Annotated in this window: 25 protein-coding genes; 12 read left to right on the top strand and 13 right to left on the bottom strand. The window is 64.5% G+C overall.

The features are described from left to right. Positions 1 to 2: 2 nt before the first annotated feature. Positions 3 to 1,289, bottom strand: coding sequence for an MFS transporter (locus ACNFHO_RS23730; protein ID WP_063546681.1), 1,287 nt, complete (start codon positions 1,287 to 1,289; stop codon positions 3 to 5). 150 nt (positions 1,290 to 1,439) lie between these two features. Here ACNFHO_RS23730 and ACNFHO_RS23725 point away from each other — a divergent pair, with 150 nt between their 5' ends. Next, positions 1,440 to 2,351 carry a LysR family transcriptional regulator gene (locus tag ACNFHO_RS23725; protein WP_063543670.1) on the top strand — a complete coding sequence of 304 codons (912 nt, stop codon included), beginning with the start codon at positions 1,440 to 1,442 and terminating at the stop codon, positions 2,349 to 2,351. A 179-nt stretch (positions 2,352 to 2,530) separates the two neighbouring features. Here ACNFHO_RS23725 and ACNFHO_RS23720 read toward each other — a convergent pair whose 3' ends face one another. Genes ACNFHO_RS23720 through ACNFHO_RS23710 form a run of 3 tightly spaced genes read right to left on the bottom strand, consistent with a single transcriptional unit; the run spans position 2,531 to position 4,352 of the window. Continuing rightward, positions 2,531 to 3,052 carry a DUF2937 family protein gene (locus ACNFHO_RS23720; RefSeq protein ID WP_414154989.1) on the bottom strand — a complete coding sequence of 174 codons (522 nt, stop codon included), beginning with the start codon at positions 3,050 to 3,052 and terminating at the stop codon, positions 2,531 to 2,533. Between the two features lie 9 nt (positions 3,053 to 3,061). Then, positions 3,062 to 3,829, bottom strand: coding sequence for a class II glutamine amidotransferase (locus ACNFHO_RS23715; RefSeq protein ID WP_054895027.1), 768 nt, complete (start codon positions 3,827 to 3,829; stop codon positions 3,062 to 3,064). 16 nt (positions 3,830 to 3,845) lie between these two features. Next, positions 3,846 to 4,352 (bottom strand): hypothetical protein, encoded by a 507-nt coding sequence (locus tag ACNFHO_RS23710; protein ID WP_054895028.1) that lies wholly within the window; start codon positions 4,350 to 4,352, stop codon positions 3,846 to 3,848. Between the two features lie 170 nt (positions 4,353 to 4,522). Between ACNFHO_RS23710 and ACNFHO_RS23705 the strand changes: the two genes are divergently transcribed. Together ACNFHO_RS23705 and ACNFHO_RS23700 are read left to right on the top strand one after the other, a co-directional pair. Then, on the top strand, positions 4,523 to 6,565 hold the full coding sequence (locus ACNFHO_RS23705; protein ID WP_416767525.1) for a S9 family peptidase: 2,043 nt from the start codon (positions 4,523 to 4,525) through the stop codon (positions 6,563 to 6,565). A 99-nt stretch (positions 6,566 to 6,664) separates the two neighbouring features. Further along, positions 6,665 to 7,138 carry a cyclic nucleotide-binding domain-containing protein gene (locus tag ACNFHO_RS23700; RefSeq protein ID WP_063543662.1) on the top strand — a complete coding sequence of 158 codons (474 nt, stop codon included), beginning with the start codon at positions 6,665 to 6,667 and terminating at the stop codon, positions 7,136 to 7,138. On the opposite strand, the gene ACNFHO_RS23695 is transcribed toward ACNFHO_RS23700, so the two are convergent. After that, entirely contained in the window at positions 7,135 to 7,404 is a 270-nt protein-coding gene (locus ACNFHO_RS23695; protein WP_054895031.1) for a hypothetical protein, read from the bottom strand. The two genes, ACNFHO_RS23700 and ACNFHO_RS23695, sit on opposite strands and share 4 nt — an antisense overlap. 131 nt (positions 7,405 to 7,535) lie before the next feature. Here ACNFHO_RS23695 and ACNFHO_RS23690 point away from each other — a divergent pair, with 131 nt between their 5' ends. From ACNFHO_RS23690 to ACNFHO_RS23680, 3 genes are all read left to right on the top strand, one after another. After that, positions 7,536 to 7,907: a YajD family HNH nuclease gene (locus ACNFHO_RS23690; protein WP_054895032.1), complete on the top strand. Its 372-nt coding sequence runs from the start codon at positions 7,536 to 7,538 to the stop codon at positions 7,905 to 7,907. Positions 7,908 to 7,980: 73 nt separating this feature from the next. After that, positions 7,981 to 8,451 carry an RNA methyltransferase gene (locus ACNFHO_RS23685; RefSeq protein WP_054895033.1) on the top strand — a complete coding sequence of 157 codons (471 nt, stop codon included), beginning with the start codon at positions 7,981 to 7,983 and terminating at the stop codon, positions 8,449 to 8,451. Between the two features lie 80 nt (positions 8,452 to 8,531). Next, a complete protein-coding gene (locus ACNFHO_RS23680) occupies positions 8,532 to 8,873 on the top strand; it encodes a DUF2892 domain-containing protein (RefSeq protein WP_063543658.1) in 342 nt (113 codons plus the stop codon). Positions 8,874 to 8,974: 101 nt separating this feature from the next. Here ACNFHO_RS23680 and ACNFHO_RS23675 read toward each other — a convergent pair whose 3' ends face one another. Together ACNFHO_RS23675 and ACNFHO_RS23670 are read right to left on the bottom strand one after the other, a co-directional pair. Next, on the bottom strand, positions 8,975 to 10,183 hold the full coding sequence (locus ACNFHO_RS23675) for a hypothetical protein (RefSeq protein ID WP_416767522.1): 1,209 nt from the start codon (positions 10,181 to 10,183) through the stop codon (positions 8,975 to 8,977). Positions 10,184 to 10,223: 40 nt separating this feature from the next. Next, positions 10,224 to 10,673: a YcgN family cysteine cluster protein gene (locus ACNFHO_RS23670; RefSeq protein ID WP_063543654.1), complete on the bottom strand. Its 450-nt coding sequence runs from the start codon at positions 10,671 to 10,673 to the stop codon at positions 10,224 to 10,226. A gap of 147 nt (positions 10,674 to 10,820) precedes the next feature. On the opposite strand from ACNFHO_RS23670, the gene ACNFHO_RS23665 reads away from it, so the two are divergent. Beyond that, positions 10,821 to 11,414 carry a nitroreductase family protein gene (locus ACNFHO_RS23665; RefSeq protein WP_151924236.1) on the top strand — a complete coding sequence of 198 codons (594 nt, stop codon included), beginning with the start codon at positions 10,821 to 10,823 and terminating at the stop codon, positions 11,412 to 11,414. 54 nt (positions 11,415 to 11,468) lie between these two features. Here the strand turns inward: ACNFHO_RS23665 and ACNFHO_RS23660 are convergent, their stop codons facing one another. The 4 genes from ACNFHO_RS23660 to ACNFHO_RS23645 all read right to left on the bottom strand — a co-directional run bounded on the left by ACNFHO_RS23660 (position 11,469) and on the right by ACNFHO_RS23645 (position 15,639). Continuing rightward, positions 11,469 to 12,401 (bottom strand): D-2-hydroxyacid dehydrogenase, encoded by a 933-nt coding sequence (locus ACNFHO_RS23660; RefSeq protein ID WP_414154985.1) that lies wholly within the window; start codon positions 12,399 to 12,401, stop codon positions 11,469 to 11,471. Between the two features lie 73 nt (positions 12,402 to 12,474). After that, positions 12,475 to 12,768, bottom strand: a complete 294-nt coding sequence (locus ACNFHO_RS23655; RefSeq protein ID WP_054895039.1) for a YcgL domain-containing protein — start codon at positions 12,766 to 12,768, stop codon at positions 12,475 to 12,477. Beyond that, on the bottom strand, positions 12,765 to 13,898 hold the full coding sequence (rnd, locus tag ACNFHO_RS23650) for a ribonuclease D (RefSeq protein ID WP_197889983.1): 1,134 nt from the start codon (positions 13,896 to 13,898) through the stop codon (positions 12,765 to 12,767). The genes ACNFHO_RS23655 and rnd overlap by 4 nt, the downstream gene beginning before the upstream one ends. Before the next feature lie 103 nt (positions 13,899 to 14,001). Next, positions 14,002 to 15,639, bottom strand: a complete 1,638-nt coding sequence (locus ACNFHO_RS23645) for a phosphoethanolamine transferase (protein ID WP_063543645.1) — start codon at positions 15,637 to 15,639, stop codon at positions 14,002 to 14,004. 277 nt (positions 15,640 to 15,916) lie between these two features. Here ACNFHO_RS23645 and ACNFHO_RS23640 point away from each other — a divergent pair, with 277 nt between their 5' ends. Next, entirely contained in the window at positions 15,917 to 16,153 is a 237-nt protein-coding gene (locus ACNFHO_RS23640) for a YdcH family protein (RefSeq protein ID WP_054895041.1), read from the top strand. A gap of 54 nt (positions 16,154 to 16,207) precedes the next feature. Here ACNFHO_RS23640 and ACNFHO_RS23635 read toward each other — a convergent pair whose 3' ends face one another. Next, positions 16,208 to 17,377, bottom strand: coding sequence for a trans-sulfuration enzyme family protein (locus ACNFHO_RS23635; RefSeq protein ID WP_065861421.1), 1,170 nt, complete (start codon positions 17,375 to 17,377; stop codon positions 16,208 to 16,210). A gap of 151 nt (positions 17,378 to 17,528) precedes the next feature. Here ACNFHO_RS23635 and ACNFHO_RS23630 point away from each other — a divergent pair, with 151 nt between their 5' ends. The 3 genes from ACNFHO_RS23630 (at position 17,529) to ACNFHO_RS23620 (ending at position 20,054) form a co-directional block, all read left to right on the top strand. Further along, the gene (locus tag ACNFHO_RS23630) at positions 17,529 to 17,987 is read left to right on the top strand and encodes an Lrp/AsnC family transcriptional regulator (protein ID WP_054895043.1); all 459 of its coding nucleotides are present in this window, start codon (positions 17,529 to 17,531) and stop codon (positions 17,985 to 17,987) included. Positions 17,988 to 18,131: 144 nt separating this feature from the next. Further along, a complete protein-coding gene (moaA, locus tag ACNFHO_RS23625; RefSeq protein ID WP_081255212.1) occupies positions 18,132 to 19,136 on the top strand; it encodes a GTP 3',8-cyclase MoaA in 1,005 nt (334 codons plus the stop codon). Positions 19,137 to 19,157: 21 nt separating this feature from the next. Next, positions 19,158 to 20,054 (top strand): bestrophin family protein, encoded by an 897-nt coding sequence (locus ACNFHO_RS23620; protein ID WP_416767520.1) that lies wholly within the window; start codon positions 19,158 to 19,160, stop codon positions 20,052 to 20,054. 83 nt (positions 20,055 to 20,137) lie between these two features. On the opposite strand, the gene moaB is transcribed toward ACNFHO_RS23620, so the two are convergent. Beyond that, positions 20,138 to 20,677 carry a molybdenum cofactor biosynthesis protein B gene (moaB, locus tag ACNFHO_RS23615; protein ID WP_054895045.1) on the bottom strand — a complete coding sequence of 180 codons (540 nt, stop codon included), beginning with the start codon at positions 20,675 to 20,677 and terminating at the stop codon, positions 20,138 to 20,140. 109 nt (positions 20,678 to 20,786) lie between these two features. Here moaB and ACNFHO_RS23610 point away from each other — a divergent pair, with 109 nt between their 5' ends. Beyond that, on the top strand, positions 20,787 to 21,674 hold the full coding sequence (locus ACNFHO_RS23610) for a LysR family transcriptional regulator (RefSeq protein ID WP_416767519.1): 888 nt from the start codon (positions 20,787 to 20,789) through the stop codon (positions 21,672 to 21,674). The last annotated feature ends 5 nt before the right edge of the window (positions 21,675 to 21,679 follow it).

Below are 21,679 nucleotides of genomic sequence, written 5' to 3'. Positions count from 1 at the left end.
CCTTAACGCGCCTTCAGTTCTTTGCCGCGGGTTTCTGGCAGGCTCAGGGCGGCGACGATCACGATGCCATACGACACCGCAGCGAATGCGCCGATGCCCAGGCCCAATGGGATCTTCTCGCCGAGCAGGCCGATCAGCAGCGGGAACATCGCCGCCAGCACCTTGCCGACGTTGTAGCAGAAGCCCTGCCCCGAGCCGCGGATGCGCGTGGGGAACAGTTCGGTGAGGAAAGCCCCCATGCCGCTGAAGATGCCAGACGCGAAGAAGCCCAGCGGGAAGCCCAGCCACAACATAACGCCGTCACTGACCGGCACCTGCGTGTACAGCAGGACGATGACGAACGAACCCACCGCGAACAGGATGAAATTCTTGCGACGCCCCAGCAGGTCGCTGAGGTAGGCGCTGATCACATAGCCGATGTAGGAACCGACGATGACCATGGCCAGGTAGCCGCCGGTGCCCAGCACGCTCAGGCCGCGCTCGTTCTTGAGAAAGGTCGGCAGCCACGAGGTGATGGCGTAGTAGCCACCCAGGGCGCCGGTGGTCAGCAACGAAGCGCGGATCGTGGTCCAGAGCATGCCGGAGGCGAAGATTTCGTAGAAGTGCGAAGGCGCTTCGGGCTTTTCTGCACGCTTGGCTTCGCGGTAGACCTCCGGGTCCTTGACCATGCGGCGTACGAAGATCACGAAGATCGCCGGCAACAGCCCGAGCAGGAACAGTGCGCGCCAGGCCTGTTCGGCCGGCAGCCAGGAGAACAACAAGGCGTAGAGGATCGCGGTCAGGCCCCAGCCGATGGCCCAGCCCGATTGCACCATGCCCACGGCCTTGCCGCGGTCCTGGGCGCGGATCACCTCGCCGATCAGCACCGCACCGGCGGTCCACTCGCCACCGAAGCCAAAGCCCATCAGGGTGCGGGCGATCAGCAGCTGTTCGTAGCTCTGGGCGAAGCCGCAGAGGAAGGTGAAGAAGGCGAACCACAGCACGGTCAGTTGCAGGGTACGTACGCGGCCAATGCGGTCGGAGAGGATACCGGCGACCCAGCCGCCGATGGCCGAGGCGATCAGGGTGCTGGTGTGGATCAGGCCAGCCTCGGCGGTGCTGATGCCCCAGATCATGATCAGGGTGGGAATGACGAAGCTGAGCATCTGCGTGTCCATGCCGTCCAGGCCATAGCCGATCTTGCAGCTCCAGAAGGTACGTCGTTGCTGGGAGTCGATGTCACGGTACCAGGCAAAGGGCCCGCCCGAAGACCGGGTGGGTGCCTGCTGCTGTACGCCGGTGGGGTTCATGGATGCCTCGGCTTGTTGGTATTGTTTGAGGAACGACTGCGTGTTCGCGGCCTGGACGCTATTGTTCAAAGCCCGCGCAACCTGCGTCCAACGAGAAAAACCGTCGGTCTGGAACAAGAAAACCTGATCGCCCAGCCTTGCGAGCACACGATGAACCTGCGATTTCTCGAAACCTTCGTCTGGGTCGCCCGGCTCAAGAGCTTTCGCCTCACCGCCGAGAAGCTGTTCACCACCCAGGCCTCGGTGTCCAGCCGCATCGCCGCACTGGAGGCCGACCTCGGCGTGAAGCTGCTGCTGCGCGACTCGCGCGGTGTCAGCCTGACCCCGGAAGGCAGCAAGGTGCTGGAGTACGCCGAGCGCATGCTCGACACCGCCAAGGCGATGAAACAGTCGCTGGGCGGCGAACGGGCGGTGGTCGGCCGGATCCGCCTGGGGGTCATGGACACGGTGATCCACACCTGGATGAGCGCCTTGGTGGCCGAGTTGACCGAGCGCTACCCGCAGGTTGAAATCGAGTTGGTCGCCGACACCTCGCTGAACCTGCGCGACCAGTTGCAGAAGGGGTTTCTCGACGTGATCCTGCAGACCGACCTGCTGCGCCAGGAAAGCATCCGCAGCCTGGACCTGGCGCGCTATCCCATGGGTTGGATCGTCGCCACCGGCTCACCGCACCATCGCGACTATGCGTCGCTGGCCGAACTGGCGCGCGAGCGGATCATCACCTTTTCGCGCAACTCCCGGCCGCATCAGGAGGTGTTCAGCCTGCTGCAGAGCGCGGGGAGCGAGACGCCTCGGCTGAACTGCGTGAACTCGGTGTCGGCAATCACCCGGCTGCTGCGCGATGGCTTCGGTATCGGCGCCCTGCCCCCGGCGCTGGTCGCCGCAGAGCTGGCACGCGGCGAGCTGGTGCTGCTGACCGGGCTGCAGCCACCGCCTAGCCTGGAGTTGGTGGTGTCGTGGCAGACCGGGGTGGAACTGGTCGATGAAGTGGTGGGGTTGTGCCGGCAGGTGCTGGGGCGCTATGCGCAGGATGTGGGGGGGCAGCGGATCGTGCTGGTCTGAGCCAGGCAGTGTCAGTGTCGGCCCTATAGCGGGACAAGCCCGCTCCCACAGGGATTGAGCTGGTCTTTAGATTTTGAACAGGACAGTAGCTCCCGAAGGTCCAACACTGTGAGAGCGGCGGTTCGCCGCTGCGACTCGTCCCGCGATGAGGCCCGCCCCGGCAACAAAATAGCTGCAATCTAGCGCCAGCTTTCCTTCACCGCCCGGCGCCGCCCGCCCAGGATCACCCAGCCGATCCCCAGCAACACGCTCTCGACCAGGAACGCCAGCAGGAAGCCGCTGGCGATCCCCCAGCCGATCGCCTCGGGCACCAGCAGGATCTGGTAGCTGTAGCCCTTGAGCGTCTCTTCACGCAGTTGCGGATCGGCCTGCGCCAGCACATGCCAGCTGCGGCTGGCCCAACTGCCTTGCAGCGCCTGCCATTCGTTTTCCAGCAACTGGTTGCGAATCACCAGGCTTTCGATGCTGTTGGCGTCACTGTTGAACACCGGGTCGTCACTGGTGCGGTAATGGCGCACCAACGCCTGCAGGTCGCCGTTGAAGAAGCGCTCGGCAGTTTCCTGGAAGCCCGCCAGCGCTTCGCGCGACTCGAGCATGTGGGCCTCGACCCGCTGGCTGTAGTCCTTGACTAGGCCAGGCACCTGGACACCGGCCAGCAGGCCGAAAGTGAACAGCAGCAACCGCAGGTAACTTCTGAACATGCTCTGTCCTTAGCCTTTGGCGACGCACTCGCCGTGCCGCCACAGGGCCCATTGACCCGGCTCGTAACGCTGCCAGGTCTCGTTTTCGGTCAGGGCCTCGGTGGCGATCACCGTGACCACGTCATTGGGCGTGGTTTCCGATTGAAAATCCACGATCAGGTCGACATCTTTCAACCGTGCAGCACCAAAAGGCGCGCGCCGGGTGATGTGTACCAGCTTGGTCGAACAGAAGCAGAACAGCCAGTCGCCGTCGCTGAGCAAGCAGTTGAACACGCCCTTCGCACGATACCCGGCGCAGGCCTCGACCAGCACCGGAAGCAGCGCCTCGACCTCCACCGGTTCAGGGAATGCCGCACGCACGCGGTTGAGCAGGTCGCAGAAGGCCGCCTCGCTGTCGGTGTCGCCGACAGGGCGGTAGAACGTCTTCTCGCCACTGAAATCGGCGAGCTGGCCATTGTGCGCGAAGCACCAGTTGCGCCCCCATAGCTCACGCACGAAGGGGTGGGTGTTGGACAGGCAGACCTTGCCGACGTTGGCCTGGCGGATATGACCAATAACCACTTCGCTCTTGATCGGGTAACGCTGCACCAGGTTGGCCACCTCCGACTCGCTGCTTGCGGCCGGGTCCTGGAACAGGCGCAGACCACGCCCTTCGTAGAAGGCGATGCCCCAGCCGTCGCGGTGCGGACCGGTACGCCCGCCACGCTGCATCAGGCCGGTGAAGCTGAAGACGATATCGGTGGGAACATTGGCACTCATGCCCAGCAATTCACACATTGGCGAGGGCTCCGTCCTAGATCCGTGGCTCGACGCGGCCGCCACCATTGCCCGGGCGACGCACCGGGGCGGCAGGGGGCTCTTCACGGTAGCGATCACGACGATCGGCGACGGGCGCGTCGGCCATCACCGCATCGTCTTCGGCCGCCTGGCGCTTGGCAGCGGCCTCGGCCTTCTCGCGGCGCTCGCCAGCCCGTTTTTCCAGTGGCCAGCGCACCAGCACGAACAGCAGGTAAAGGCCGAAGGCGATCATGCCGTACATCGCCAGGTCCGAGGCCGCGCGCCAGGCGTTGTTGCCCACCTTGAACGCCAGGTCCAGAGCGGTAATGGCAACGGCCGGGGCAAAGCTGTCCTTGACCGGATCGACAATGGTGGGGGTGAACAGCAGCACGGCAACGATCACCCGCAGCGGCTCGCGCAGCCAGCGCCACATCCAGCCGGTCAGCTTGAAGGCCACCAGCAGGCAACCCAGGGCGGCGACAGCGTAGAGGCCCCAGGCCAGTGTGTAGTCTTGTTCGATCATGGTGTCCGTGCAAGGCAGGCAAAGAGATGCCTATGATAAACACTTTTACGGGCACAGGCGCCTCTTCCCTCTTGAAGCCTGAGCGGCCTCTTCGCGGGCAAGCCCGCGCCTACGGACCTGCGATGCTCGCGAAGAGACCGGCACAGACGCCACCAGACCACGGACATCCCATGCATACCAGACCCAAGCCCCCCATCGCCCGCCCTGCCCAAGCCGCCGATCCCTACGCCTGGCTGCAGGAGCGCGACGCCCCAGAAGTGCTGGCCTACCTGGAGCAGGAAAACACCTACCAGCAAGCCTGCCTCGCCGACCAGGCCGAGCTGCGCGAACAGCTGTTCGAAGAGATCAAGGGCCGTATCCTCGAAACCGACCTGTCGCTCCCCTCCCCCTGGGGCCCCTACCTCTACTACACCCGCACCACGGCGGGCGACGAATACCCGCGCCACTACCGCTGCCCGCGCCCGGCCGATGACAGCAACCGCGTCGACGAAAGCGCCGAGCAACTGCTGCTCGACCCCAACGCCCTGGCCAACGGCGGCTTCCTCGCCCTCGGCGCGTTCAATGTCAGCCCCGATCATCGCCTGCTGGCCTACAGCCTCGACACCAGCGGCGACGAGATCTACACCCTGTACGTCAAGGATCTGGACAGCGGCAGCGTCGCCACCCTGCCCTTCGACGACTGCGACGGCAGCCTGACCTGGGCCAACGACAGCCGCACGCTGTTCTTCGCCGAACTGGACGACACCCACCGCCCGTGGCGCCTGCGCCGCCACACATTGGGTGAAACCGACGCGAGCACCGTGTTCGAAGAGCCAGACGGGCGTTTCTTCCTGCACTGCTACCGCGCAAGTTCCGAACGCCAGCTGGTGCTGCTGCTCAACAGCAAGACCACCAGCGAAGCCTGGGTGCTCGATGCCGCCACGCCACAGGCCGACTTCACCTGCCTGGCGCCGCGGGTCGAGGGCCACGAATACTTCCCCGACCACGGCCAGCTCGACGGCCAGTGGCGCTGGTTCATCCGCAGCAACCAGGACGGCATCAACTTCGCCCTGTTCCACGCCCCGGCCGACCAGGTGCCCAGCCGCGCGCAATGGCAGGTGCTGGTGCCGCACCGTGACGACATCATGCTCGAAGGCCTGAGCCTGAACGCCTCAGCGCTGTCACTGAGCCTGCGTGAAGGCGGCCTGCCGATCATCGAAGTCCGCCCCCAGGGCCTGCCGGCCTATCGTGTCGAGCTGCCCGACGCCGCCTACAGCCTCTACGTGCAGGACAGCCTGGAGTTCTCCAGCACGCGCATCCGCCTGCGCTACGAAGCGCTCAACCGCCCGGCCCAGGTCCGTCAGCTGGAGCTGGCCAGTGGTGAGCAGCAGGTGCTCAAGCAGACCCCGGTACTCGGTAGCTTCAATGCCGACGACTACGTCAGCCAACGCCTGTGGGCGACCGCCAAGGACGGCACCCAGGTGCCGATCAGCCTGGTGCGCTGCCGCCAGGACCTGGACCGCGAGGTGCCGCTGTACCTCTACGGCTACGGCGCCTATGGCGAAAGCCTCGACCCCTGGTTTTCCCACGCCCGCCTGAGCCTGCTCGAGCGCGGCGTGGCCTTTGCCATCGCCCATGTGCGCGGCGGCGGCGAGCTGGGTGAGGCCTGGTACCGGGCCGGCAAGCAGGAGCACAAGCAGAACAGCTTCGACGACTTCATCGCCTGTGCCGAACACCTGATCGCCCAGGGCGTCACCCGCACCGAGCAACTGGCGATCAGCGGCGGCAGTGCCGGTGGCCTGCTGATGGGCGCAGTGCTCAACCAGCGCCCTGAGCTGTTCCGCTGCGCCATTGCCGAGGTGCCTTTCGTCGATGTGCTCAACACCATGCTCGACCCCGAGCTGCCGCTGACCGTCACCGAGTATGACGAGTGGGGCAACCCCGAGGAGCCTGAGGTGTACGCACGGATCAAGGCCTATGCCCCCTACGAGAACGTCAAGGCCCAGGCTTACCCGGCCATCTTGGTGGTGGCCGGCTACAACGACAGCCGCGTGCAGTACTGGGAGGCGGCCAAGTGGGTAGCGCGCCTGCGCACCTGCAAGACCGACGACAACCTGTTGCTGCTCAAGACCGAAATGGGCGCCGGCCACGGCGGCATGAGCGGGCGCTACCAGGGGCTGAAGGACGTGGCCCTGGAATATGCGTTCGTCTTCAATGAGCTGGGCGTGGTGTAAATCGCGTTTCTTGTTGTCATAGAGTTCTCACCTACCCTGTGGCCTCATCCACAGGGTAGGCGCAAGCGCTCAAATACCGGACGACACGAAGAACAACACATGCCCGACCCAAGCCTCCTCAGCGCCGAAATCCGCGACATGCTCATGGACTGCGGTTTGTTCGACAGCCTGCAGCCCAGCGACTTTCAGGCCGTCGCCGGTTACTTCGCCATCACGGCGATGACCGAGGGCCAGACCATCTTCGCCGAAGGCGACGCCGGCACCTTCATGTGCATCCTGCACCGCGGCGTGGTGTCGGTGCGCAAGACCGACGGCAACGGCCAGCAAGTCGAGATCGCGACCTTGCGCAAGGGGCGGGCCTTCGGCGAAATGGCCGTGCTCGACGGCGAACGGCGCTCGGCCAGTTGCGTGGCGGCCAGTGATTGCCAGTTGCTGACGCTGGGCAAGGACTCGCTGGACAAGATGCTCAACGACGCCCCGCGCATCGCCGCGCGGATCATCCGCGCGCTGGCCGTGGCGCTGTCGAAGCGCTTGCGGATGCAAGACGGCCAGCGCCTCTCGCAACAGGTCTAGTCGTTCTTTTTCGGTGGGTCCTGGGACAGCCCTGGCAACGGCTGGTCCTTTGGCGGCCCAGGCAACGGCATTGGCGGCAGCAACGGCGCGCCGGGCTGGCTGCTGCCGGCCTTCGGTGGTGTGCTCGGGGTAATCTGCGGATAGGGCGTGGGCGTCGGCGTACCCGGTGCACCCGGCACCGGGGTGATGCTTCCCGAAGGCTGCCCGGCGGCATCAGCCAGCGGGGCGGCAAGCAGGAGCAGCGTGGCAAGGATCACAGGCAACATCGGTAACCTCCCGTCCGGAACCTGCCTACAGGCTACGCCCAATTGCGCGCTTTTGCCTGTCCGCCAGGCCCGCAGGCGCGCTAGACTCGATGCATAACCGTCATTGCCCTGATAACGAAAAAGGTAACACCATGAGCTCGGCCTCCAACTCCGCCGCCACCGCCCGCCTCGATCGCATCCTCGCCGACGCCAAGCGCGACAAGGAAATGGGCTACCGCGACAAGGCACTGAAGATGTATCCGCACGTCTGCGGGCGCTGCGCCCGCGAGTTCTCCGGCAAGCGCCTGTCGGAACTGACCGTGCACCACCGCGACCACAACCACGACAACAACCCCCAGGACGGCTCCAACTGGGAGTTGCTGTGCCTGTACTGCCACGACAACGAGCATTCACGCTACACCGACCAGCAGTATTTCGGCGAAGGCTCGCTGAGCACGCCGAAAACCAATGTCGCCACGCACAACCCCTTCGCCGGCCTGGCCGCCCTGATGAAGAAGGACTGACCGTCGATTCATCCGCCCACGGCGTCGGCTAGCCCGTATAATCGCGCTCTTTTTTTGCGAAGGGCCCCGACTCGTGGCGAACAAACGGTACAGCTGCATCGGCCTGTTCAACCCAAAATCCGCTGAAAACGTAGGCTCGGTGATGCGTGCGGCGGGCTGCTACGGCGTCAACTCGGTGTTCTACACCGGCAAACGCTACGAGCGCGCCCGCGACTTCGTCACCGACACCAAGCGGGTGCACTACGACATCCCGCTGATCGGCATCGACGACCTGCAGCGCATCATCCCGCTGGGCTGTACGCCAGTGGCAGTGGAGCTGGTCGACGGCGCACGGCCACTGCCCGAATACACCCATCCGGACCGGGCGATCTACATCTTCGGCCCGGAGGACGGCAGCCTCGACGAAAGCGTGCGCGCCTGGTGCGAAGAAACCATCTACATCCCCACCCAGGGCTGCATGAACCTGGCCGCGACGGTCAACGTGGTGCTGTATGACCGGCTGGCCAAGGGCTTGAATACTCGCTCCGGGCCCAAGTTCAAGTAACGGGGATCAGGGTAATTGCACTGAACGCCGGGGCAGCCTCCAAGGTCAGCTGATGTACCAACCCACAAGGAGACCTACCCATGCTCGATATCCATTCGGCGTCAGACAGGCATGACCACAACGTCCAGGGCTGGGAGCGCGTCAGCTCACTGGCAGGCGGTGCCCTGATGATCAGCAAAGGGATGCGCCACGGCGGGCTGATCGGCTTGTTGCAGGTAGCGGTGGGCGGCATGGCGCTGGCCCGCGGCATCAAGGGCCATTGCGCGACCAAGGCCTGGTTCCACAAGCATCGCGCGGAGTACCACCGGTTGCATGCCGATATCGAACGCGGGGCAGCTGAATTGAAGGCACTCAAGGCCAGCGCCGAGGCGGCGACCCGCACGGTGACGGTGACCGGTAAGGATCCGTTGGCTGGGGTCTGAATCGGCGGTGGCCTCTTCGCGGGCAAGCCCGCTCCCACAGATCTCGAGAACACCGCTGAACCTGTGGGAGCGGGCTTGCCCGCGAAGAAGTCACCACCGGCTCAACGCAACAACTTGTTCTCCAGCACCTCGGACTCGCGCCCCAGCACGCTCTCGCTGATCTGGATGAATTCCTCCGTGCTGACACTGGCCATGCGCATCAGCGCGCGCGTGACGTCGTCCAGCGAGCGCTTGTTGTGGCTGTGCAGCCGAATCTCGCGGTCGAGCGCCTGCAGCAATAGCACCCCCCTGGCTACCTGCATTGCGTCGGCCTGCTCGGTGCGAAGGGTCTTGACCTTGGCGCCGTCCTTCTGCAACCGCACCTGCAGCGCCTGGTAGCGATCATCGCTGATGCCGCCAGCGCGGCGCAGCACTTCGATGGCGTAGTAGTCGGTCAGGCTCTCGCCCAGCCAGTCACTGCGATCACGGTCGTCGATCTGCGCAAACAGTTGCACCAGCTCGCGCAGCAGCGGGCTGCTGCCGCTCTCGCTGATCAGTGGGCGGGTACTGTGCAGGTACAGCGAGTTGCGCGAGGCACGCGCACCGCGCCACATGTCGTCGCGGGCACCGACCACCAGCAGCTTGGGCGGATTGCGCGGGAACACCGCCTGCAACTGCGGCCAGACGAAGGTCATCAGGGTGAGGGTATCCATGCGCCGCATGCCCTGCCCCTGCGGTGCGGCGATCGTCACCTCGGTATCCCCCAGGCGTGCGCGGCGGCTGCCGAGGTTGCCGGCGAGCATCCAGCCAGTGGGGCGATCGAACAGGCGCGAGACGTTGTCGATACGGAATTTCTGCTTGCCGATGCGCGGCCAGGCCGTCTCGACACTCTGCCAGCCCGACGGCAGCTCGAAGGCCAGGCGTGTCACCAACTCGGTGCCATCCTGCTGATCGAGACGGGCCGGGGGCACGAGCTGATCGCCGCGAAACAACGCCCAATGCGGCGTGATGCGTGCTTCATGGGCGCTGCCATGGGGCTTCACATCGAGCTGCACGCGGTAGCTGAGGCTGCTCTTGCCTGCACCGGGGTGCCAGACGCCACGGTCCTGCTGCACCTGCCACTGGCCGTCCGCCTTGAAATCGCTGTAGGCGCCCTGCCTGCCCAGGTCGAAGTCCAGGCTGCGCACCGGCGTGCCCTCGGCCAGGGTCAGGCGCACTTCGGCCTGGCCCGTCTGGGGCAGCAGGCGCACCTGGTAATCCAGATCGACCTTCTTCGCCCAGGTCGGGAAGCTGGCCGACAGGGCCAGTAGCAACAACAACGGGCGACGCATACAGAAACTCCTTGTTCCCCAGAGGCGCGGGCCAGGCGGATCAGCCGGCGCGAAATATCAGGTGGTCTTCCCAGTCGTCTTCGTCGACATCGTTCTCGCTGAGCATCCGCCCGGACTGGGAAATGCGCTGCTCATGGACCTGCTCGCGGTCGCCGCAGACCAAGTGGTGCCAGGCCGGCAGGTCCTTGCCCTCACTGACCAGGCGATAGCCACAGGTGGTCGGCAGCCATTTGAACTGGTCGGCCTTGCCTGGCGTGAGCTGGATGCAGTCGGGCACCTGCTCGAAGCGGTTGGGGTAGTCGCTGCACTGGCAGGTGTTCATGTCCAGCAGTTTGCAGGCGATACGCGTGTAATAGATGCTGTTGTCATCCTCGTCTTCGAGCTTTTGCAGGCAGCATAGCCCGCAGCCGTCGCAGAGCGACTCCCATTCCTGCGGATCGAGCTGGTCGAGGGTCTTGCGCCGCCAGAAGGGCGCGGGGTCGGCGATCATCACACGTTTTCCTGCAATCACTTTGAAGGCCGCGGCGCGCGGCGGCGCCAGTCTAGAGCCTGGCCCGACGCAATGCCATACCGCTTGTCAGTGCCGAGCGGACGCAGTAGCGTTCAGGCTTTCCCTCTTCCTTTCGCAGGAGCCCGCATGAGCGCCAATCCCCGCATCGCCGACTATGCAATCAACGAGCAGTTCATCAACCGCTGGTCGCCCCGTGCGTTCAACGCAGAGCCGATCAGCGAAGAAACCCTGCTGAGCTTCCTCGAAGCCGCGCGCTGGGCGCCGTCGGCCTACAACTCGCAGCCCTGGCGCTTCCTCTATGCCCGCCGCGACACGCCGAACTGGGAGCGCTTCCTGGAGTTTCTGGTGCCGTTCAACCGCAGCTGGGCACAGCAGGCCTCGGCGCTGGTGCTGATCCTCTCCAAGACCACCTTCACCGCGCCTGGCGCCAGCGAAGAAACGCCTGCCCTGTGGCACACCTTCGATACAGGTTCGGCCTGGGGGCACCTGGCGCTGCAGGCGAGCATCAGCGGCTGGCACACCCATGGCATGGCCGGGTTCGACCAGGAGCTGGCGCGCAAGGCACTGAAGATCCCCGAAGGTTATGTACTGCACGCGATGGTGGCGATCGGCAAGCTGGGCGACAAAGCCAGCCTGATCGAAGCACTGCAGGCCCGGGAAGTGCCGAGCCCGCGTCGACCGCTGAGCGAGTTGGCGGCCGAGGGTGATTTCAGTCTCTAAGACTGGGCTGGCCCTATCGCGGGACAAGCCTGCAATAGGGCCAGCAGAAGCACTTCAATACCCGCGCGAGAAATCCACTTCCCCGCGCAACCCCTGCCCCGCCGCATACGCCCGGACGTTTTCGACGAACAAGCGCACCATCGCCACCGGCGAGGTAGGCGCCGAACTGTGCCCGGTCAGCAGCAGCCCCCAGGCGGTCCAGAACGGATGGCGCTGGGGCAACGGCTCCTGGCGGCAGACATCGATCACGGCACCCGCCAAGTGCCCGCTCTTGAGTGCCTCGACCAGGTCGGCATCGACCACCGCCACACCACGCCCGGCGTTGATGAACAGCGCGGTCGGCTTGAAGCACTGGAACAGCGCGGCATCGTACAGGTCATGGGTGGCCGGGGTATCCGGCAGCAGGTTGAGCACGTAATCGACCTCACCGACCAGCCGCGGCAACGCTTCCAGCCCCGCCACTTCGACGAACGGCGCCTGCTCGCGCGGGCTGCTGGCCACGCCATACAGGGTGACGCCAAACGGCAGCAGGAACTCGGCAACCCGCTGGCCGATGTCGCCGGTGCCGACGATCAGCACCTTGCGCCCTTCCAGGCTGTTGCCCGGCCGGCCGTCCCAGCGCCGCTCGACCTGGCTGACCAGGCGCGCCAGCACATCGCGCTCGTGGACCAGCATGTAGGTCAGCATGTACTCGGCCATGACCTGGCCGAAGATGCCCACCGCACGGGTCAGGCGATAGTCACGCGGCAGGCCGTCGGCCAGCAGCGGCGTGATACCCGCCCAGGTTGACTGCATCCAGGCCGGCTTGTGGCCCTGGCGCAGCAGGCTGGCGACCAGGTGCGGCTCGCCCAGCCAGATCGGGCATTCAGGGGCGTGGCGCGACAATTCGGCGGAATCGCCACTGGTCAGGACCTCCAGGTCCGGTGCCAGCTCGCCCAGCAGGCGAGCGTAAAGGGCATGATCCTGTTCAGCGATCAGAACGCGCATCTCGATGACAACCTTGCAGAACGACGAAAGCGGCCCGTCGAGGGCCGCCTGGTGATAGGGTTCGCGCCCCGGCTCAGGCCGGATCGTTGCGCCGCAGCAGCTCTTCGGGCAGATGCTCGATGTAGTCGTCGTCCGGTGGCGGCATCTGCAGGTGGTAACCCTGGCTGTCGAGGTTCTCCAACACCTTGACGATGTCCTCGCGGGCCAGCTTGCGCTCGGGGGTCAGCACCAGGTCGAAGGCATGCACCGGCGTACCGAAGAACGGCAGCAGGCCCTCGGGCACGCGCTCCAGGCCCTCGGCCTTGAGTACATACAGGTACATTTCGCGCTTGCGCGGGCTCTTGTAGATCGAGCAGATACGTTTCATCGAGTCTCTCCGGCGCCTGCCAGGTCGTCCAGCAGGGCCTGGCCCATCCGCTCACGGCGCCAGCCGCGCAGCGAATCGGGCAATTGATAGGGGCCATTGGGGTAGCCGCTCTTGAGCAGGGCTTCGAGGGCCTTCTTGCGCAGCATCAGCTCAGGGGCGATCTGCAGGCGCTCGCCTTCGGCCTGGCCGATGGCGCGCAGACGCTTGAGAATGCCGGCGGCTTCGATTGGCAGCGGCTCGGGCAGCACCGCGGGCCATTGCTCGGCAGGCTGGCTGGCGGCGCTCTTGATCAGCTTGAGCAGCGTTTCGCCGTCCTGGCGGATGGTGCGCGGGTGCATCTCCTCGATCTTGGCCAGCGCCGACAGACTGTCGGGCTGCCCCTTGGCCATGGGCCACAGCGAGTGCTCCTTGAGGATCCGGCTGCGCGGTACATCGCGGCTGCGCGCTTCACGCTCGCGCCAGGCGCACAGCTCGCGCAGCACCGCCAACTGCTGCGGGCCGAGTTTCCAGGCCAGCTTGACGTCGCGGTAAAGGGTTTCGGGCTCGACTTCACGGCGCATTTGCGCCACCAGCTCGGCGCCGTCCTCCAGCACCCAGGCGTACTTGTCATCCGACAGGCGCGGACGCAGGGCGGTGAACAGCTCGGCCAGGTGCACGGCATCTTCGGCGGCGTAGCTGACCTGGGTTTCGGACAGCGGACGCTGCAACCAGTCGGAGCGCGTCTCGCCCTTGGGCAACTCGATGCCCAGCACGTCCTGGACCAGGCGCGAATAGCCCATCGAGAAACCGATATTCAGGTAGCCCGCGGCCAACTGCGTGTCGAACAGCGGCTGCGGCAGCTTGCCGGTCAGGCGCAGCAGGACTTCGAGGTCTTCGCTGCAGGCGTGCAGTACCTTGACCACGCCGCTGTCTTCGAGCAATTCGCCCAGCGGCTGCCATTCGCGGATCAGCAGGGGGTCGATCAGGTAGGCGCTTTGGCCATCGCCGACCTGCACCAGACCAGCCTTGGGATAGAAGGTATCGACCCGCATGAATTCGGTGTCGACGGCCACGAACGGCAGCGTACGCCACTTCCGGCAGAGTTCGGCCAGGGTCTGGTCGTCACGGATCCAGTGTATTTCGATGGCCACAAGGCTCTCCCACAAACATTGGCGCGCAGTATATACGGCGCGGGCACTGCTCGTGAAACCCGGGCCATCCATGGTGGCGATCAGCGGTAGCGCTGGCGCGCGATCAGTTCCTGGCCGTCAGCCAGGGGCGACACCCCGCAAACATGTCCAGCGATTGCTGGTACACCTCGGTGCGCACCTGCAGCAGGCCGAGCATCGAGTGGAACAGGTTGTCCTGGCTCAGCGGCGTGTCACGCATCTTCGACAGGCAGTCGGTATCGACGGCGAAGTCCTGGCGGTAGCTGTCGGAGAACCAGGCCAGCAGCGGGATGTGTTTCTGCTGGTCAGGGGCGAGCATGTAAGGGGTGCCATGCAGGAACAGGTTGTATTCGCCCAGCGACTCGCCATGGTCGGAGAGGTAGATCATGGCGGTGTCGACCTTGTCCTGGTGCTTGCGCAGGGTGTCGATCAGCGACGCCAGCACCTCGTCGGTGTAGACCAGCGTGTTGTCGTAGCTGTTGACGATGTCCTGCTGGCTGCACTGGTTCAGGGCGTTGCTGCGGCACACCGGAGTGAAGTGCTCGAAGCCTGCAGGGTAACGCTTGTAGTAGTCAGGGCCATGGCTGCCCATCTGGTGCAGCACCAGCACGGTATCCTTGTCGAGGCTGTCGAGCAGCGCATCGAGGTTCTGCAGCAGGATCTGGTCGTGGCACTCGCCATCGGCGCACAGGACCGGGTCCTTGGCGCTGGTGAGGTTGACGTAGTTGAATCGATCGCAGGTGCCTTTGCAGCCTGACTGGTTATCGCGCCACTGCACCTCGATGCCGACACGCCCGAGGATATCGAGCAGGCCCTCGCGGCGGCTGGCCAGGCTCGGGTCGTAGTCCTTGCGTGCCATGCCGGAGAACATGCAAGGCACCGACACGGCCGTCTCGGTCCCACACGAATGCACATCGGTAAAGCCCAGCAGGCCAGCCTCCTTCGACAGGCGTGGCGTGGTATCGCGGCCATAACCCAGCACACCGAAGTTCTCGGCGCGGGCACTTTCACCCACCACCAGCACGGTCAGCGACTTGCGCTCGTGCTTCTGCCAGGCGGCATCGCGATGGGCATCTTCGCCGTATTTCTGGAAGGGTTTGGCAGCGCTGCCGAGCTTTTCGCTGGCATAGCTGAACGACGCCCCGACGATATTGCTCGGGGTGAGCATCAAGTGCAGTTCGTGGTGATTGCGAAACAGCGACGACAGGCCCTGGTAATTGACCAGCCCGATCGAGCCCAGGGCTGCGACGCAGGCGCCGCTGACGATGAGCTTGCCCAGCAGCTCGCGGTGCCAGGGGCGGTAGGCAATGCGTGCCTTCCAGAGCAACAACGACGGCACGACGCCCAACCCCAGCATATAAAGTGCGAACTTCAAAGACAGCAAGTCACGCACTTCTTCGATGTTGGTTTCGGCGACATTGCGGAACATGCCGGCATCAATAAGTACGCCATATTGATTCATGAAGTAGGCGACACCGGCACCGCTCATGAACAGCACAATCAATACCGGTTTCAATACATACTTGAAGGCCAACAACGTCAATATCAGGTTGAAGGCGAACAACATCAGTACGGCAAACGCCAGGCCTAGCCACAGCCCAACCATGCCGGGGGGCAGGATGGTCTCCAGATGCTCCCACAGGAACAGGTTGAGGCCGATCAACAGGTAAAGGCTGGCCAGCAGCGTGACCCACTCGGTCCGCAGTGATTTGATTTTCAACATGGCGTTCGCAATCAGAGTTTAGAAGCGACCAGGCGTACCCGGGCGGGCACCTTGGGAAGTTGGCCGAACTGTAGAAAGCGTAGCATCAATTTTTTGTGAAAAAGACGCCAACAATCGGTTGTGATGCGTCTTTCATGATTAATTAAAGTTCATTCAGCTGCCATTCAGCAGCGTTGCGACGCTGCCGCCTCATCCGGCGAACCGCTCCCGCTGTCGGCAAAGGCAGCTATCCTGAAGGATCAGGATATTTACCAACCCCTGAAACAGAGGTGAAGAGATGCCAGTCCCGCACGATCTGCTAGCCGACCTGCACATTACCGAAGACAAGTTCCAGGCCCTGATCGACAAGGATCAGGACCTGCACAAGCTGCACAAGGAATACAACGCCAAGGACAAGGAAGTGCTGGCCGCCGAAGGCAACGGCACCAACGACGAGGCGGTCAACCGCCTGCGCAAGGAACGTCTGCTGATCAAGGACAAGATCGAACGGATCATTCATCCGCCCAAGGGTTGAGGTCGTTCGTTGCAACGCCGTCGCGGGACAAGCCCGCGATGGCGTCAGCCGCCGTTACGCAGAGGCCGCCGCCTGCAACCCCGCCTCGAGGTCGTCGATCAGGTCGCGGTAATCCTCGATCCCCATCGACAAGCGCACCAGGTTTTCGCTGATGCCCATCACGCCCTTCTGCTGCGGGCTGAGCGAGTTGTGCGACATGGTCCAGGAATGGTTGATCATGCTCTCCACACCGCCCAGCGAGTCGGCGAGGACGAAGATCGACAGCGCCTCGACCAGGCGGTTGACCGCCGCCCGGTCCCCCTTCACACGCAGCGCCACCACCGCCCCGCCAGTGCGCATCTGGCGCTGGCACAGCGCATGCTGCGGATGGCTCGCAAGCCCGGGGTAGAACACCTGTTCGACCTGCGGGTGCTGCTCCAGGTACTGCGCCACGCGCAGGGCGTTGGCGCTCTGGCGCTCCATGCGCACATCGAGGGTCTTCAGGCCGCGCAGGGCCAGGTAGCAGTCGAACGGGCCCTGGATCGCGCCCACTGCCATGCTGATCTTGCGCAGGCGCGCCAGCAGCTCATGATTGCCCGCCACCACCACCCCACCGGTCAGGTCGGAATGGCCGCCGATGTACTTGCTCGCCGAGTGCATCACCAGGTCCACCCCCAGGGTGATCGGCTGCTGGTTCCATGGCGAGCAGAAGGTGTTGTCGATGCAGGTGAGGATGCCGCGCTCGCGGGCCAGGTCGCACAGCGGCTTGATGTCCACCAGGTGCAGCAGCGGGTTGGTCGGCGATTCCAGCCAGATCATCTTCGTATTCGGACGAATCGCTGCGGCGACGGCGTCCAGGTCGTTGAGGTCGACATAGGTGGTGGTCAGCCCGGAGGTGTGTGCCCGGTAGTCCTCCATCAGGCGGAAGGTGCCGCCATAGACGCCATTCATCACCACCACGTGGGCATCCTTGGGCAGCAGTTCGAGCACCGTGGCGGTGGCACTCACGCCCGACGCGCAGGCAACCGCACCGACACCCTCTTCCAGGGCTGCGACGCAGGTTTCATAGGCGTGGCGGGTGGGGTTGGAAACACGGCTGTAGGCGTATTCGGGATTGTCATCCAGCCCGCGCTTGATGAACGAGCTGGAGGTGACGATGGCCGGGAAGATAGCGTTGTCGGCGACGCTGGACTGCTCGCCAGCGTGGATGGTGCGAGTGGCGAAATTGCGCGGTTTTTCGGCCATGGTCGGATCCGTTGACTGAAGGGGGCAGGTAGAAAACTGCCACTATCGCATATCCCGATCCGACCCGCTGCAACTGCGCCCGGCGTAGCAAGCGATTCCCCGATTGGGCTACTCTCGAGAAACTTTTTCTGCAAAGCCGCCCCCTATCGCCATGGACAGTTTCGACCAGCACATCCTCACCCTGCTCCAGCGCGACGCCTCGATCTCCCTCAAGGACCTGGCCGAGGCGGTCAACCTGACCACCACGCCCTGCTGGAAACGGGTCAAGCGCCTGGAAGACGAAGGCTATATCCGCGGCCGCGTCGCCTTGCTCGACCCCGAGCGCATCAACCTCGGCCTGAGCGTGTTCGTCCAGCTCAAGACCCAGCGCCACGACAGCGCCTGGCTCGAGCATTTCGCCAGGACCGTGACGAGCTTCGAGGAAGTGATGGAGTTCTATCGCATGTCCGGCGACTGGGACTACATGCTGCGGGTGGTGGTCAGCGACATCGCTGCCTACGACCGCTTCTACAAGAAGCTGATCACCAGCACCGACGGGCTATCGAATATCACCTCCAGCTTTGCCATGGAACAGATCAAGTACACCACGGCGTTTCCGGTGTATCGGTGAGAAGGTCGCAGTAGCGGTCTGATGCGCGCTCACTGATCGCTTGATAGACCAGACCTATCAAACAGTCGGGCAAAGCAATTTGACGCCCGTGCCTGCAGGTTATAGCGTGGACATTACCCCCATCCCACCCTTCCGAGCGCGAACGTGGAACACAGCAGCCAGGCCCTGATCGACGGTTTCAACCGGAAAATCGACTACCTGCGAATGTCGGTGACCGACCGCTGCGACTTCCGCTGCGTCTACTGCATGGCCGAAGACATGCAGTTCCTGCCCCGCCAGCAGATCCTCAGCCTCGAAGAGCTCTACCAGGTCGCCGAACGTTTTGTCGCACTGGGCACCCGCAAGATCCGCCTGACCGGCGGCGAGCCGCTGGTACGCCAGGGCATCGTCGACCTGTGCGGGCGCATCGCCGCCCTGCCCGGCTTGCGCGAGCTGTGCATGACCAGCAATGGCTCGCAGCTTGGCCGCCTGGCCCAGCCGCTGTTCGACGCCGGCGTCACACGCCTGAACATCAGCCTCGACAGCCTCGATGCCCAGCGCTTCAAGGCCCTGACCCGCACCGGCGACCTGGCCCAGGTGATCGCCGGCATCGACGCTGCGCGCCAGGCCGGCTTCCGCCGCACCAAGCTCAACTGCGTGGTGCTCAAGGGTCGCAATGACGATGAAATCGTTGACCTAGTGCGCTTTGCCATCGACCGCGAACTGGACATCACCTTCATCGAGGAAATGCCCCTGGGCGTGATCAGCGAGCACGAGCGCGGCGAGTCGTTCTACTCCAGCGACGATGTGCGCGAGCGCCTGGAGCCGCACTTCACCCTGATCGAATCGGCCGAATCCTCCCAAGGCCCGGCCCGCTACTGGCGCCTGGCCGAAGCGCCGCAGACGCGGGTCGGCTTCATCTCGCCGCACAGTCACAACTTCTGCGCCACCTGCAATCGTGTGCGCCTGACCGTCGAAGGCCGGTTGCTGCTGTGCCTGGGCAACGAGCACTCGATGGACCTCAAGCAGGTCCTGCGCAGCCATCCCGATGACAGCGAGCGCCTGGAACAAGCGATTCGCGAGGCCGTGCACCTCAAGCCCTACCGCCATCACTTCGAGGTGGGTGGCGAGGTGCAGATCCTGCGTTTCATGAACATGACCGGCGGCTGATCGGCCGTCTCTGGAACCGCCTTGATCGTCCATTCCAACACCGACATGCTGCGCATGCTGTTCACCCTGCGCGGCTCGATCGTCAAGCGCATCGCCCTGCGCTGCCTGATGGTGACCTTGCTGGCCGCCCTGATCGTGCTGGTCGAGCGACGTTACCCAGCGCTGTTCTACCCGGTCAGCACCACGCCCTTCACCCTGCTCGGGTTGTCGCTGTCGATCTTCATGAGCTTTCGCAACAACGCCTGCTACGACCGCTGGTGGGAGGGGCGCAAGGCCTGGGGACGGATGATCATCGAGACCCGCTCGTTCATCCGCGAAAGCGTGGTGATCGCAGATCCGGCCCTGCGACGTGAGCTGCTGCGCAGCCTTTGCGGCTTTGCCCATGCGCTGAACGCGCGCCTGCGCAACGAGGACGAATTGCACGCCGCAAGCCCCTGGCTAGCCGAAGGCGCAGTCGTTACCCAGCACAATGTCTGCGACGGCATCCTGCGCGTAATCGGCGCGCACTGTGCGCGACTGGCCGAACAGCAGCACATCAGCGAATTCCGCTACACCCTGCTCGAGCAACGTCTGCTGGGGCTTTCCGAGGTGCAGGCGACCTGCGAGCGGATCAAGGGCACGCCGCTACCGTTCCCCTATACCCTGCTGCTGCACCGCACCATCTACATCTTCTGCCTGCTGCTGCCGTTCGCCCTGGCCCAACCGCTGGGCTGGCTCGCGCCGCTGTTCACCACCATCGTCAGCTACACCTTCCTTGGCCTGGATGCGATCGGCAACGAGCTGGAGGATCCGTTCGGCCGCGACGAGAACGACCTGCCCACCGACGCCATGGTGCGCACGCTGGAGCGCGATGTGCTGTCGGCGCTGGGTGAGCCGCTGCCACCGGTGCTGGAGCCGGTGAAGCATGTGTTGAGCTGAAAGGCGCGTTCGCGGGCAAGCCCTCTCCTGTAGGAGCGGGCTTGCCCGCGAAGAGGCCCGCCAGACCAACACATCGCTAACGATCAACCCCGACTCTCACACACCCCCACCGCCTTCAGGTGCGGCACGAAGTTGCACGGCCGATGCCGCGCATCCAGTTGCTCCACCAGAATGCCCTCCCACGCGGTGCGGCAGGCGCCGGTCGAGCCCGGCAGGCAGCACACCAACGTGCCATTGGCCAGCCCCGCCAACGCCCGGCTCTGCACGGTCGAGGTGCCGATATCGAGAATCGACAGCGCCCGGAACAGCTCGCCGAACCCATCGATGTGCTTGTCCAGCAGGCACTGCACCGCTTCCGGCGTACTGTCACGTCCGGTGAAACCGGTGCCCCCGGTGATCAGCACCACCTGCACCTGCTCATCGGCGATCCAGTTCGCGACCTGGGCGCGGATCTTGTACAGGTCGTCCTTGAGCAACACCCGCGCGACCAGGCGATGGCCAATCTGCACGGAACGGGTGGCCAGCAGCTCGCCGGAGGTGTCGTTGTCGAACGTACGGGTATCGCTGACCGTCAGCACGGCGATATTGAGCGGTACGAATACCGCATCCGGTTTGACACTCACGGGGTTTGTCTCCAAGGGGGATTTTGCGTCACGCTAGAGCCCTGGGGCGCATGCGTCCAATCGATACGACGCACCGTCCGATCAACACCCTCTATCGCCAGGCCGAACCATGGACATCAAGCAGCTCAAGTTCCTCATCGCCCTCGACCAGACCCGCCACTTCGGCCAGGCCGCCGCGCTGTGCCACATCACCCAGCCGACCCTGTCGATGCGCCTGCGCAACCTGGAGGACGAGCTCGACCTGGTGCTGGTCAAGCGCGGCCAGCGTTTCGAGGGCTTCACCGAAGCTGGCGAGCGCATCCTGGCCTGGGCCAAGACCCTGCTCGCCGCCCACGACGGCCTGCAGGCCGAGGCCGCCAGTTGCCGCGGCCAGGTGGTCGGCAGCCTGCGCCTGGGCACCGTGCCGCTGGCCAGCTTCAACCCCATGGAACTGCTGCTGCCGCTGCGCGAGAAATACCCCGAACTGCACTTCCAGCTGAGCTCGTTGAGTTCAGAGCAGATCATCGACGGCCTGAGCCGCAACCAGCTCGACCTGGGCATCTGCTACCTCGACCAGGTCAATGTCAGCTTCTTCGACGTGATCGAGCTGGGCACCACAACCATGGGCCTGCTGCACGATACCCGGCACATCCAGTTCGACACCGAGCAACTGCGCTGGGAAGACCTCGACGGCCTGCCGCTGGGCCTGCTGAGCAAAGGCATGCACTACCGCCAGTCGCTGGACCTGAGCTTTCGCAGCCGCGGCCTGGAGCCCCAGGCCGTGCTGGAGAGCGACTCGACCTTCCAACTGATCCAGGCACTGAACGCCGGCATCTGCTGCGCGGTGATGCCGCTGGACTGCGGCCTGGAAGATCTGAGCGAACACCTGCGCATCATCCCGGTGGCCGACGCCAGCATTCACAGCCCGGTGGGCCTGCTGCTGCGCCGCAGCGAACCGCGTTCGGCCATCGCCGAACAGTGCTTCGACGAAGCGCGGGCACTGTTCAGCGCAGGCTGAGCCTG

The sequence above is a fragment of the Pseudomonas sp. NY15374 genome, assembly GCF_048068255.1.
In the GTDB taxonomy this organism is placed as follows: domain Bacteria; phylum Pseudomonadota; class Gammaproteobacteria; order Pseudomonadales; family Pseudomonadaceae; genus Aquipseudomonas; species Aquipseudomonas machongensis.
Note: the sequence above shows the minus strand (reverse complement) of the source record. Positions and strands in the feature narration are given on the sequence as shown.